Source organism: Oceanicella actignis (assembly GCF_008124525.1).
GTDB lineage: Bacteria > Pseudomonadota > Alphaproteobacteria > Rhodobacterales > Rhodobacteraceae > Oceanicella > Oceanicella actignis.
Genome location: NZ_VNHJ01000003.1, coordinates 175,708 through 187,764 on the forward strand (window position 1 = coordinate 175,708; position 12,057 = coordinate 187,764).

Annotated in this window: 9 protein-coding genes; 7 read left to right on the top strand and 2 right to left on the bottom strand. The window is 74.8% G+C overall.

Going from position 1 to position 12,057, the window contains the following annotated elements; all coding sequences use genetic code 11:
* Positions 1-208 precede the first annotated feature (208 nt).
* The 4 genes from LY05_RS06090 to LY05_RS06105 all read left to right on the top strand — a co-directional run bounded on the left by LY05_RS06090 (position 209) and on the right by LY05_RS06105 (position 4,407).
* The gene (locus LY05_RS06090; RefSeq protein ID WP_148922499.1) at positions 209-1,282 is read left to right on the top strand and encodes an acyltransferase family protein; all 1,074 of its coding nucleotides are present in this window, start codon (positions 209-211) and stop codon (positions 1,280-1,282) included.
* Positions 1,279-1,755 carry a hypothetical protein gene (locus LY05_RS06095; protein ID WP_148922500.1) on the top strand — a complete coding sequence of 159 codons (477 nt, stop codon included), beginning with the start codon at positions 1,279-1,281 and terminating at the stop codon, positions 1,753-1,755. The genes LY05_RS06090 and LY05_RS06095 overlap by 4 nt, the downstream gene beginning before the upstream one ends.
* A 45-nt stretch (positions 1,756-1,800) precedes the next feature.
* On the top strand, positions 1,801-3,714 hold the full coding sequence (locus LY05_RS06100; RefSeq protein ID WP_148922501.1) for an ABC-F family ATP-binding cassette domain-containing protein: 1,914 nt from the start codon (positions 1,801-1,803) through the stop codon (positions 3,712-3,714).
* A 99-nt stretch (positions 3,715-3,813) separates the two neighbouring features.
* Positions 3,814-4,407: a retropepsin-like aspartic protease family protein gene (locus LY05_RS06105; protein WP_148922502.1), complete on the top strand. Its 594-nt coding sequence runs from the start codon at positions 3,814-3,816 to the stop codon at positions 4,405-4,407.
* Between the two features lie 194 nt (positions 4,408-4,601).
* Here the strand turns inward: LY05_RS06105 and LY05_RS06110 are convergent, their stop codons facing one another.
* Together LY05_RS06110 and LY05_RS06115 are read right to left on the bottom strand one after the other, a co-directional pair.
* On the bottom strand, positions 4,602-5,153 hold the full coding sequence (locus LY05_RS06110; RefSeq protein WP_148922503.1) for a DNA polymerase III subunit chi: 552 nt from the start codon (positions 5,151-5,153) through the stop codon (positions 4,602-4,604).
* A gap of 20 nt (positions 5,154-5,173) precedes the next feature.
* Entirely contained in the window at positions 5,174-6,658 is a 1,485-nt protein-coding gene (locus LY05_RS06115; protein WP_148922504.1) for a leucyl aminopeptidase, read from the bottom strand.
* A 599-nt stretch (positions 6,659-7,257) separates the two neighbouring features.
* Here LY05_RS06115 and lptF point away from each other — a divergent pair.
* From lptF to LY05_RS06130, 3 genes are all read left to right on the top strand, one after another.
* The gene (gene lptF / locus LY05_RS06120; RefSeq protein WP_072745887.1) at positions 7,258-8,391 is read left to right on the top strand and encodes an LPS export ABC transporter permease LptF; all 1,134 of its coding nucleotides are present in this window, start codon (positions 7,258-7,260) and stop codon (positions 8,389-8,391) included.
* Positions 8,388-9,497, top strand: coding sequence for an LPS export ABC transporter permease LptG (gene lptG, locus LY05_RS06125; RefSeq protein WP_148922506.1), 1,110 nt, complete (start codon positions 8,388-8,390; stop codon positions 9,495-9,497). Before lptF ends, lptG begins: the two co-directional genes overlap by 4 nt.
* A 68-nt stretch (positions 9,498-9,565) precedes the next feature.
* Positions 9,566-12,043, top strand: a complete 2,478-nt coding sequence (locus LY05_RS06130) for an LPS-assembly protein LptD (RefSeq protein WP_148922507.1) — start codon at positions 9,566-9,568, stop codon at positions 12,041-12,043.
* Positions 12,044-12,057: the final 14 nt, after the last annotated feature.

Sequence of the window (12,057 nt, forward strand, 5' to 3'; positions counted from 1 at the left end):
TCGCCCGGCGGGAGCGCGCGCGCAGCATGTCCGACGCCCCGCCGCCCGGGCGCGCGCGCCGCGGCGGATCGCGAAGGCGCGGGCCCCGCGCAGAGGCGCCCATCCGCCCGTGGGGGCGGACGATCGCGCCCGGGACCGGCCGCCGCGCTTGACCCGCGCGCCGCCGGGCGGCTAGGACCAAGCCGAAGCCCCAGCAGCCGGAGCCGCCATGCCCGCCCTCGCGCCGCCGACCCGCCAAGCCACGCAGGGCGCGCGCTGGCCTGGCGTGGACGCGCTGCGCGCGCTGGGCATCGCGATGGTGGTCGTCTATCACTATTTCGACCGCTGGGACTGGACCTATCTGGGCTTCTCGGCGCCGCGGGGGTTCTCGTTCCCCGGATGGCTGGGGGTGGACCTGTTCTTCGTCGTCTCGGCCTTCTGCATCGCCTCGACGCTGGCGCGCGCGCGCACGGCGGCGCGCTTCGTGGCGCTGCGGCTGGCGCGGCTGTGGCCGGCCTATGCGGCCGCGGTCGCGCTGACCTCGGCGGTCTGCTGGGCCTTCCCGCTGCCCGGGCGCACGCCCGAGCTCTGGCAGGCGCTGGCGAACATGCTCTGGCTCAACGCGCTGTCGCCGCTGGTTCCGCATGTGGACGGGGCCTATTGGAGCCTGATCGTCGAGCTGCAGTTCTACGTTCTTCTCGCGCTGGCGCATTTCCGGCTGGGCGCGCGCGGCGGGCTGATCTTCTGGTGCCTGTTCACGCTGGCCGGCGCCGGGGCCGAGGCGCTGTCCGAGCCGCTGGCGCGGCGGGCGCTGATCTTTCCCTACTCGGCCATGTTCCTGTTCGGGCTGATCCTCTGGCGCTGGGACGAGACGGGGCCGCGCCTGCGCCTCGCGGCGCTGGCGATCGCGCTGGGCGGCGCGATGATCTCGAGCCGCTATGCGGGCGTCGAGGCCCCGCTTGCGGCGCTGATGGCGCTGGCCGCGGCGACGATGCGGCGCGGGCGCCGGCTTGGCGCCGCGCCGCTGACGCTGATCGGGCTGACCAGCTACACCTGGTATCTGACGCACCAGAACATCGGCCTCGTCATCATCCGCGAGCTGAACGCCGCCGGCCTCGAACGGATTTCGGTTCCCGCCGCCGCGGCGGGCACCTTCGCGCTGGCGCTGGCGTTGTCGCGCCTGATCGAGCTGCGCTGGCGCGCGCCGCTGGCGAATGCGCTCGAGGGCGCGCTGGCGCGCCTGCCCTTCTTCAGCGATCCCGCGCCCGCCGAGGCGCGAGCCAGACACGGAGCACGCCCATGACCATGCCTCCCGCCCGCCGCGCCGCGGCCCTTGCGCTGGCGGCGCTGACCGCGGCCGCCGCCTGCGGCGCCCCGCCGCCGCCGCCCGTGCACATGGTGCGCGTCACGCCCCAGACCACCCATCTGATGCTGGGCGAGTGGCGCGGCCCCTTCGTTCCGGTCGATCCGGGCGGGCGCGGGGGCGAAGCGGTGCTGCGCGTGACCGAGGCCGAGGGCACGCTCATGCGCGGCACGATCGAATGGTTCCGCGACGGCCAGCTGTGGGACAGCCGCCCCGTCACCGCCGCCCTGGCCCAGGGCGGCGCCGGGCATTACAACTTTCTCAGCTCGCACGCGATGATGCACGCCCAGGGCCCCGAGACCTTCATCGAGGTCACCACCTATCTCAAGGACGGGCGCCGCTACCGGCACCATCTGTCGCGCACGGACATCGCGCTCGAGCGCGCGGGCGAGATGGGGGCGCATGGCGGCTGAGCGGCGGCGCTTTCCGAATCCCGGCGGGCAGGCTAAATCCGCGCCATGCTGGTGATTCGCGACCTGTCCTTCTCGCTTGCCGGGAACCCGTTGTTCGACGCCGCCTCGGCCGTCATCCCCGAGGGCCGCAAGGTCGGCGTCGTCGGGCGCAACGGCGCGGGCAAGACGACCCTGTTCCGCCTGATCCGCGGCGAGCTGACGCCCGACGCGGGCCAGATCGAGGTTCCGCGCGGCGCGCGCATCGGCGGCGTCGAGCAGGAGGCGCCCGCCACCGCGGACAGCCTGCTCGACACCGTGCTGGCCGCCGACGCCGAACGCGCCGCCCTGCTGGCCCGCGCCGAGGTCGCGCAGGACCCGGCCGAGATCGCCGCCATCCAGACGCGCCTCGCCGACATCGACGCCCATTCGGCCGAGGCGCGCGCCGCCGCGATCCTGAACGGGCTGGGCTTCGACGCCGCCGCCCAGGCGCGCCCCTGCGCCGAGTTCTCGGGCGGATGGCGCATGCGCGTGGCGCTGGCGGCGGTGCTGTTCTCGCGCCCCGACCTGCTGCTGCTGGACGAGCCGACGAACTATCTCGACCTCGAGGGGGCGGTGTGGCTTGAGGGATTCCTGGCGAACTATCCGGCCACGACGCTGGTCATCTCGCATGATCGCGGGCTGCTGAACCGCGCGGTGCAGAACATCCTGCATCTCGAGCATCGCAAGCTGACGCTTTACGGCGGGCGCTACGACCAGTTCGAGCGCGAGCGCCGCCTCAAGCTCGAACAGACCGCCGCCATGGCCCGCAAGCAGGAGGCCCAGCGCGCGCACATCCAGTCCTTCGTGGACCGGTTCCGCTACAAGGCGTCCAAGGCGCGCCAGGCGCAGGCGCGGCTCAAGATGCTCGAGCGCATGGAGCCGATCGCCGCGGTGGTCGAGACCGAGGTGCGCGGCTTCGTCTTCCCCTCGCCCGACCAGCTGCCGCCGCCGCTGCTGGCGATGGAGGACGTGGCCGCCGGCTATGACGGCGCGCCGGTGCTGCGGGGGCTGCGGCTGCGCATCGACCAGGACGACCGCATCGCGCTGCTGGGCGCGAACGGACAGGGCAAGTCGACCCTCTCGAAGCTGATCGCCGGGCGGCTGGCGCCGCTGTCGGGCGAGCTGCGCCGCGCGCCCAAACTGCGGGTGGGCTATTTCGCGCAGCATCAGGTGGACGAGCTGAGGCTGAACGAGACGCCGCTTCAGCACCTGCAGCGCCTGCGCCCCGACGAGCCGCCCGCGCGGCTGCGCGCGCTGCTCGCGCGCGGCGGGATCGACGCCGCCCAGGCCCAGACCGAGGTCGCGCGCCTGTCGGGCGGGCAGAAGGCGCGGCTGACCATGCTGCTGTGCGCGCTCGACGCGCCGCATCTTCTGGTGCTGGACGAGCCGACCAACCATCTGGACATCGAAAGCCGCCAGGCGCTGGCGCAGGCGCTGGCCGAGTATGAGGGCGCGGTGATCCTGGTCAGCCACGACCCCCATCTGGTCGAAAGCGTGGCCGACCGGCTGTGGCTGGTGCGCGACGGCGCGGTGCGCGAGTTCGACGGCGACATGGACGACTATCGCCGCCTGCTGCTGTCCGAGCGCGGCGGCGCCTCGGGCGGCAAGGGCGGCGCGCGGGCCGCGGCCGAGGCCGACCGGCGCCGCGAGGCCCGCCGCGCCGCCGCCGAGGCCCGCCGCGCCCTCGCCCCCCTGCGCGACGAGGTGCGCCGCTGCGAGGCGCGCGTGGCCAAGCTGGAGGAGATGCGCGCGCGCATCGACGCGCGGCTGATGGACCCGGACTTCTACATGAACGACAGCGCCCTGGGCGCGGGCGGCGAGGTCGAGCGGCTGCAGATCAAGCGCGGCGAGATCCTCGAGGCGCTCGAGCGCGCCGAGGCGCTGTGGATGGACGCGCAGGAGCGCCTCGAGGAGGCCGAGCGCAGGGCCGAGGCCGGCTGAGCGCCGGGCCAGACGGACGGGCCACGCGAGCGGGCCCGGCGGACGGGCCCGGCGAGCGGGCCGGGAGGGCGGGCCGGGAGGGCGGGCCGGGAGGGCGAAATGACGGCGCAGATCGACGCGGACGCGGCCGCGCGCATCCTTTACCTGGCGCTGCTGGGCGGGGCCCTGCTGGCGGGCCTGATCCTGCGCAGACGGCGGCGGCTGTCGTCGCTGGCGCGCGACGGGCTGGCCTGGGCGGCGATCCTGCTGACGCTGGCGCTGCTCTATGCGCTGCGCGAGCCGTTGATCGCGGCGCTGCGCCCCGACCTGCCCGCGCCGGCCGAGGCGGGCGCGCTGACGCTGCGGCGCGGCGCGGACGGGCATTTCCGCATCGCCGCCGAGGTCAACGGCGCGCCCGTGACCTTCCTGCTCGACACCGGCGCGAGCGGCCTTGTGCTGACGATGCGCGATGCGCGCCGCGCGGGGCTGGATGTCGACGCGCTGACCTGGAGCGGGCGCGCGCGCACCGCGAACGGCGTGGTGCGCACGGCCCCCGTGCGCATCGAGACGCTGCGCATCGGCCCGCATGTGCTGCGCGACGTGCCCGCGCATGTGAACGAGGGGCAGCTCTTCAGCTCGCTGATGGGCATGCGCGTGCTGTCTCGTTTCAGCCGGGTGAGCATCGAGGGCGACACGCTGACGCTGGTTCCCTGACCGGCCCCTCGGCTTCCCGACCGCCCGGCGTAGGCCGGGGCGGCCCGCCGCTTCGCCGGCGTCGCGGCAAGCGGCGGCGGGCGCCCGGCCATCGGCCCGCCAGGATCCGCGCCCCCTGATCTGCCCCCGGATCGGCCCGCCCGGGCCAACCCGCGCCGCGGCCCTGACGCCGCGCGGGGTCGCCCCGACGCCCCCTAGCTCTGGTTCGCGTCGCCCTTGTCCGCCTCGCGATCCTGCTGCACTTGCGCCTTCGGCGCGGCGTTCGCGGCCGCCGCGCCGCCGGCGGGCGAGGCGGCGCGGCGCGTCCAGCGGCCGTCCTCGGTCTGCGCCCAATAGACCGCCGCCAGCCCCGCCGCCGTCGCCGCGCGCCAGGCGTCGCGCGCGCGCGCCACCGCCTCGGGATCGCGGCCGTCGAACAGGATGGCGGTGCGTTGATGGCGGGCCATCTCGTCGATCGAGGCCTGGGCGCCGTCGGCCAGCATCAGCAGCTGCGGATCGTTCGGGATCTCGTCGCCCGCCGTCAGATAGACCGGCTGCGTCGCGGGATCGCCCTCGCCCGGGCCGCCATGGGGCAGGAAGGATTCGGGGTCGTAGGTCCACAGCCGATCGTCCAGCGCCGCCGCGCGCGCCTCCGAGCCCAGGCGCACCGTGGCGCGCCAGCCGCGCGCGACGCAGCGCTCGAGGATCTCGGGCGCCGCGTCTTCGAGCGCGCGGACGGTCAGATGATAGAACCAGACCTCGGCCATGGCGCGCGGCGGCTCGCCGCTCAGCCCTTCTCGCGCGCGCGCACCAGGCGGTCGAGCGTCATCACCCCCCAGCCGCTGGCGCCGCGCGGATGCAGGTCGCGGGCCTCCTTGCTCAGCGCGACGCCGGCGATGTCGATATGCGCCCAGGGCGTGCCCTTCTGCACGAAGCGCTGCAGGAACTGCGCCGCCGTGATCGCGCCCGCCGCGCGCCCGCCGGTGTTCTTCATGTCCGCGAGGCGCGACTTGATGAGCTTGTCATAGGCCGGCCCCAGCGGCAGACGCCAGATCGCCTCGCCCTCGGCGCGGGCGGCGGCCTCGAGCGCGCCGGCAAGCGCGTCGTCATTGCTGAAATAGCCCGCCGTCTCGTGGCCCAGCGCGACGATCATCGCCCCGGTCAGCGTCGCCAGGTCGATCATGGCGGCGGGGCGGAAGCGCTGCTGCGCATACCACATCACGTCGGCCAGCACGAGGCGCCCCTCGGCGTCGGTGTTGATGACCTCGATCGTGTCGCCCTTCATCGAGCGCACGATGTCGCCCGGGCGCTGCGCCTTGCCGTCGGGCATGTTCTCGACCAGGCCGACCAGGCCGACCACGTTGGCCTTGGCGCCGCGCAGCGCCAGCGCGCGCATCACGCCCGCGACGACGGCGGCGCCGCCCATGTCCATGGTCATTTCCTCCATGCCGGCCGCGGGCTTGATCGAGATGCCGCCGGTGTCGAACACCACCCCCTTGCCGACCAGCGCCAGCGGCGCCTCGTCGCCGCCGCCCGGCCAGCGCATCACCGCCACCTTCGAGGGCGAGGCGCTGCCCTGCCCGACCGCCAGCAACGCGCGCATGCCCAGCCGCTCGAGCTCGGGCTCGTCCAGGATCTCGACCTCGAGCCCCAGCTCGGCCATGGCGGCGATGCGGGCGGCGAAATCCTCGGTCGTCAGGACGTTGGCCGGCTCGTTGACCAGATCGCGGGCGAAGAACACGCCCTCGGCCAGCGCCGCGCGCGGGCGCGAGGCCTTGGCGGTCTGCTCGGGCGCGTCGCAGGCCAGGACGACGCCTTCGGGGGCGTCGTCCTCGTCCTCGTCGCCCGAGGCGGTCTTGTAGACGTCGAAATCATAGCCGCGCAGAGCCAGGCCGAAGGCCAGCTCGGCCGTCAGCTCGGCGTCGCCCATGCCGCCGGCGAACACCGCGCCGCGCCGCCCGCCCAGCGCCCGCGCCGCGGCGCCGCCGGCCTTGCGCGCGGCGTGGGCGTCGGTCGACTCGCCGATCGAGACCAGCGTCAGCGCCTCGGCCTTCATGCCGGGCGGGAAGGGAATGGTCGCCGAGCCGCCGGCTTCGGCCTTCCAGCGCTTCGAGGCCACGAGCCGCGACAGCGCGCCGTCCAGCGCCTTGTCGGCGGCCTGCGCCGCGGGCAGAAGCCGCGTTCCGGCGGCCAGCACGACGACGGCGCCCTCGGCCTCGGCGACGGCGGAGGGGTCTTCGGCGATGAAGTCGATCTCGACGGGTGCGGTCATGGATGTCTCCGGTTCGGGCGCGGCCGCGCGGGGCGGCCGGCGGATCGGCGGGCGGGCGGGCGGCGGTCGAAGGTCGGCGCCGCCGCGGCCGGGGCCCGGTTTCGGGATCAGGTTTCGCGATCAAGAGGTAACGGCGCGCGCGCGGCGCGTCCAGCGCCCATCGGCGCGGCCCATGCGCGCGGCGCGCATCGGCATTCGCCCGGCTGGCGCGACCTTGGACGCCGGCGCGGCGCTAGGCCGCCTCCCAGCCCGGCGGAGGCGGCGAAGCGGCGCGCGCCCACGGCTCCGGTGCGGCGCAGGCGCCGGGGGGCTTCGGCGCGCGTTCATCGGCCCCGAGCTCCGGCTGGGGCCGCGGCGCAGAGGGGGGCGCACGCGCCATCCGGTCGGCGCGTCCCGCGGCCGGCGCCGGCCCGCGCCGCCGGCCATCGGGCGGCGCGCCCATGGGCGCGGTCGCCCCCGGCCCGCGGGCCGCATCCCCGCGACCGGGCGCCGCTGCGCGGGCGCAAGGGCCGCCGGCGCTTGCGCCGGGGCGCGCGACGGGCGATTGTCGCGCCGTCCGGGGCCCCGCGCCCCGCGCGGCAGGCAAGTGCGGAGCGAGGATGCGCAGCGTCATCGGCAAATACGTGATCGGGCAGATCCTGGGCCCGTTCGGCATGTTCTCGCTGATCTTTCTCGGCGTGGTGTGGCTGACCCAGTCGCTGCAGGTCATCGAGACCGTCGTCTCGAGCGGCCAGTCCGCCGCGATCTTCGCCGAGTTCACGCTGCTGCTGCTGCCGGCGGTGATGAGCATGGTCCTGCCGGTGGCCGCCTTCGCCGGCGCGCTCTACGCCGTCAACCGGCTGTTCCTGGAATCGGAGCTGGTGGTCATGCTGGCCGCGGGGATGAGCCCGCTGCGCCTTGCGCGCCATGTGGCGACCTTCGGCGCCTTGGTGATGGCGGCGATGTTCGTCATCACGCTGCAGCTGGCGCCCGCCGCCTCGCGCGAGATGCGCGAGCGCATCGCCACCCTTCAGGCCGACCTTGCCGGCGCGCTGCTGCGCGAGGGGCAGTTCCTGCATCCGGCCAAGGGCGTGACCGTCTACATCCGCCGCGTGGACGGCGCCGGGCGCATGGCGGGGCTGTTCGTGCAGGACGACCGCGACCCCGAGGCGCGCGTGACCTACACCGCCGAAGGCGCCGCGCTCATCCGCACCGAGGACGGGCCGCGCCTGGTGATGTTCAACGGCGCCGCCCAGCGCCTGACCCCGGGCGAGAAGGAGCTGACCGTTCTCGGCTTCGAGCGCCTGGTCTACGATCTGGGCCAGCTCGCCGACCGCGCGCAGGAGCGGCGGCGCAAGCCCTCGGAATACCCGGCCTGGGAGCTGGTCGCCCCCTCGGCCGAGGTCCTGCAGGGCCGTCCGCCGCACAAGTTCGTGGCCGAGGGGCACGAGCAGCTTTCCGCCCCGCTCTACGCCGTCGCGCTGCCCCTTGTGGGGCTGGCGGCGCTGCTCGGGCCGGGCTGGCGGCGACGCGGATACGGCAAGCGCCTGGCGGCGGCGCTGGCGCTGGCGGCGGCGACGCGGCTGGCGGGCGTGGCGGCGAAGTCGGCGGTCAGCGGCCAGGCCGATCTGTGGCCGCTGATGTATGCGCCGCCGATCCTGGCGACGGCGCTGGCGCTGGCGGCGCTCTCGCGCGGGTTGCCGCGCCCGCGCGGCGCGGCGGCGCGCGGGGCCGAAGCGGGGGGCGAGGCATGATCTTCTCGACCCTCTCGCTTTACGTCGCGCGGCGCTTCGGCGCCTATTTCGCCATGGCCTGCGGAACGGTGTTCCTGCTGGTCATGCTGATCGACACGGTCGAGCTTCTGCGCAAGAGCGCCAACAGCGGCGCGACCTTCGACCAGGTGCTGCTGCTGGCGGCGCTGCACGCGCCTTCGCTGATCCTGACCATCCTGCCCTTCGTCACGCTCCTGTCGGCCATGGCGTGCTTCGCCTCGATGGCGCGCAGCTCCGAACTGGTGGTCACGCGCGCGGCCGGCGTCTCGGCCTGGCGGCTGACGGCGCCGACGCTGGTCGCGGGGGCGGTGATCGGGGCGGCGTCCTTCGCGCTGCTCAACCCCATCGCGGCCGGCGCGCTGCAACGCTTCGAGACGCTCAAGGCCCGCTATTTCGACGAGGCCGCCTCGGTCCTGTCCATCTCGCCGCAGGGGCTGTGGCTGCGCCAGCGCAGCGCGCAGGGGCAGGAGGTGATCCGCGCCTGGCGCGCCGACCGCACGGGCGCGCAGCTGTGGGATGTGAGCGTGTTCCGCTTCGACCATGAAGACCGGCTGGCGGCGCGCATCGAGGCGGCGCGCGCCGTGCTCGAGCCCGGCGCCTGGCGGCTGCATCAGGTGCGCGCCTGGCGCTTCGATCCCCTGCGCCGCGACGCGCCGCCGGCCGAGACGCGCGCGGCCAACATGCGCATCGAGACCGAGCTGACGCATGAGCGCATCCTCGAAAGCTTCTCGCCGCCGCAGACGATCTCGTTCTGGGACATGCCCGCCTTCATCGACATGATGGAGGCCGCCGGCTTCGCCGCCGACCGCCACCGCATGCACTGGCACTCGCAGCTGGCGCAGCCGGTGCTGATGGCGGCGATGGTGCTTCTGGGCGCGGCCTTCTCGATGCGCCATGCGCGCTTCGGCGGGCTGGGCTGGATGGCGCTGAGCGCGGTGCTGGCGGGGCTGGGCTATTTCCTGCTGTCGAACGTCGCGCAGGCCTTCGGCTCGATCGGCGCCATCGCGCCCGTTCTGGCGGCCTGGGCGCCGCCGGTGGCGATGATCCTGATCGCGAGCGGCTTGCTGCTGCATCTGGAAGACGGCTAGAACGGGATCGACAGCGGCCCGCGCGCCGCGCCCCCAACGCGTTGGATCGCAGCCCAAGGAGCGCCCGCTTGCGCAGATCGCCCCAGCCCTTCCTCCGCCCGTACGCCGTCGCCGCGCCGCTGGCGCGCGCGCTTGCGCTTGGCGCGCCGCTGATCCTCGCCGGCTTGAGCGCGCAGGCCGCCGCGGCGGGCGGCCCCGGCGCGCCGCTGCGCCTGGCCCCGCCGGCGCCGCGCCCCGAGGCGCCCGGCGCCGCGCTTGCGCCAAGGCCGGCGCCCGAGGCCAGCCCGATTCCCGCCCGCGCCCCGCGCGCCGCGCGGCGGGCGGGCGAGCGGGGCGGCGCCGCGTTCGCGTCCGTGGCGCAGAACCTCTCGGCCCCCGCCCGCGCGGCCCAGGCGGCCTCCGCCCCGAACGCGGACGCGGCCGGGTCCGGGGGCGGCCCCCTCTCGCGCGCCCTGGCCTCGGTCGCGCCCGATCCCGACGCGCCGGTGGCCCTTTCGGCCGATCGCGTGCGCTACGACAACGCCGCGGGGCTGCTGATCGCCGAGGGCGCGGTCGAGGTCCATTACGGCGCGCGCACCCTGACCGCCGAGCGCATCATCTACGACGCGCGCGCCGACCGTGTGCGCGCCGAGGGCGAGGTGACGCTGCGCGGCCCCGAGGGCGCGGTCATCGTCGCGGATCTTGCCGATCTGGACGCGCAGCTGCGCGAGGGCCTGATCCGCGGCGCGCGCGCCTCGCTCGGCGCCCATGCGCGTTTCGCCGCCCGCGCCGCGCGGCGCATCGACGGGCGCTTCAACGTGCTTTCGCGCGCGGTGTTCAGCCCCTGCGCCGTCTGCCCCGAGGACCCCACCCCGCTCTGGCGCATCCGCGCGCGGCGCATCGTCCATGACGAGCGCGAAGGCGTTGTCCATTACGAGGACGCCACCTTCGACATCCTGGGCGTGCCGGTGGCCTGGACGCCCTATTTCCGCCACCCGGACCCGGACCGCAAGCGCGCCACGGGCTTTCTGGCCCCGGACTATCTGCAAAGCTCGATCCTGGGCCATGCGGTCAAGCTGCCCTGGCACTGGGTGATCGACGACTCGTCCGACGCCACGCTGACCGCCTTCGTCACCTCGGACGAGGGCGTGGTGCTGGAGGGCGAGCACCGCCGCGCCTATGCGCGCGGCGCGCTGCGCCTGGCCGGCTCGGTCACGCACAACGATTACGACGGCGAAAGCCGCCTGCGCGGCCATCTGGACGGCGCCGGGCTGTTCGCGCTGGGATCGGGCGCCGAGGCGGGCTTCCAGCTGGCCATGGCCTCGGACGACGCCTATCTGCGCCGCTACGGGTATTCCGAGAAGGACCGCCTGACCTCCGAGGCCTACCTGCGCCACGGCGACGCGCAGGGCTATGCCGAGGCCTCGGCCGTGCGCTTCCAGAGCCTGCGCGACGACGAGCCCTTCGGCCAGATCCCCATGGCGCTGCCCGCCTTCGAGGGCCGGCGCAGCTGGGACGAGGGGGTTCTGGGCGGCGTGATCTCGGCCGATCTGTCGGGCTACGCGCTGCGGCGCACGGCGGGGCAGGACACGGCGCGCATCGGCCTTGGCCTCGAATGGGAGCGGCGCGGCGTCGAGCCCGTCACCGGGCTGAGCCTGGCGGCCCATGTCTCGGCGCGCGGCGACGTCTGGCGCGTGGCGGACGGCGCCGACGGGGCCGACGACGCCGCCCGCTTCGCGCCCATGGCCGCGGTCGAGGCGCGCTGGCCGCTGGCGCGCCATGACGGCGCCGACGGCCCCTTCGGCGCGGCGACCCACATCCTCGAGCCGATCGCGCAGCTCATCGCCGCGCCCTATGCCGACGACGACGGCCTGCCCAACGAGGACAGCGTGCTGACCGAGTTCGACGAGACCTCGCTCTTCTCGCTGCGCCGCCATGCGGGCGACGACGGCTTCGAGGAAGGCCCGCGCATGAATCTGGGCCTGCGCTACAGCGTCGCGACGCCTTCGGGCGCGTCCTTCTCGGCCTCGGGCGGGCGGGTGCTGCGCGCGCGCGCCATCGACAGCTTCGCCGGCGGCCAGGGCCTGAACAAGCGCGAATCCGACTTCGTCGGCGCTTGGTCGCTGTTCCTGCCCGGCGCGTTCAAGATCGACAACCGCCTGCGCGTGACCGACGACCTCGAGCTGCGCCGCAACGAGCTTTACCTGGGCGCGGATTGGCGCGGGCTGCAGCTGAACGCCTATCACGTCTATCTGGCCAAGGACTCGGTGACGCCCGACGACCGCCAGGAGGCCGCCGTCTCGGCGCGCTACGCGCTGACGCGCGCATGGAGCGTCGGCGGCGAGGCGCGGCGCGACCTGCAGGCGGGCGACTGGGTGCGCGCGCTGGGGCGCATCGGCTATCGAAACGAGTGCGTGGATGTGGAATTCTACGCCGGGCGCCGCTTCACCTCGTCGAACGACGCGCCGGCCGCGACCTTCTTCGGCGCGCGCCTGCGCCTGTGGGGACTGGGCGGCGGCGCCGAGCCCGGCCCCGTCCAGGGGACTTGCGCGCCGCGCATCCGATAGGCCAAACCAGGTCA

Bases quoted from the DNA above. Each gene is read 5' to 3' on its own strand.
- LY05_RS06090 (WP_148922499.1), top strand. From the start codon at position 209: ATGCCCGCCCTCGCGCCGCCGACCCGCCAAGCCACGCAGGGCGCGCGC.
- LY05_RS06095 (WP_148922500.1), top strand. From the start codon at position 1,279: ATGACCATGCCTCCCGCCCGCCGCGCCGCGGCCCTTGCGCTGGCGGCG.
- LY05_RS06100 (WP_148922501.1), top strand. From the start codon at position 1,801: ATGCTGGTGATTCGCGACCTGTCCTTCTCGCTTGCCGGGAACCCGTTG.
- LY05_RS06105 (WP_148922502.1), top strand. From the start codon at position 3,814: ATGACGGCGCAGATCGACGCGGACGCGGCCGCGCGCATCCTTTACCTG.
- LY05_RS06110 (WP_148922503.1), bottom strand. From the start codon at position 5,153: ATGGCCGAGGTCTGGTTCTATCATCTGACCGTCCGCGCGCTCGAAGAC.
- LY05_RS06115 (WP_148922504.1), bottom strand. From the start codon at position 6,658: ATGACCGCACCCGTCGAGATCGACTTCATCGCCGAAGACCCCTCCGCC.
- lptF (WP_072745887.1), top strand. From the start codon at position 7,258: ATGCGCAGCGTCATCGGCAAATACGTGATCGGGCAGATCCTGGGCCCG.
- lptG (WP_148922506.1), top strand. From the start codon at position 8,388: ATGATCTTCTCGACCCTCTCGCTTTACGTCGCGCGGCGCTTCGGCGCC.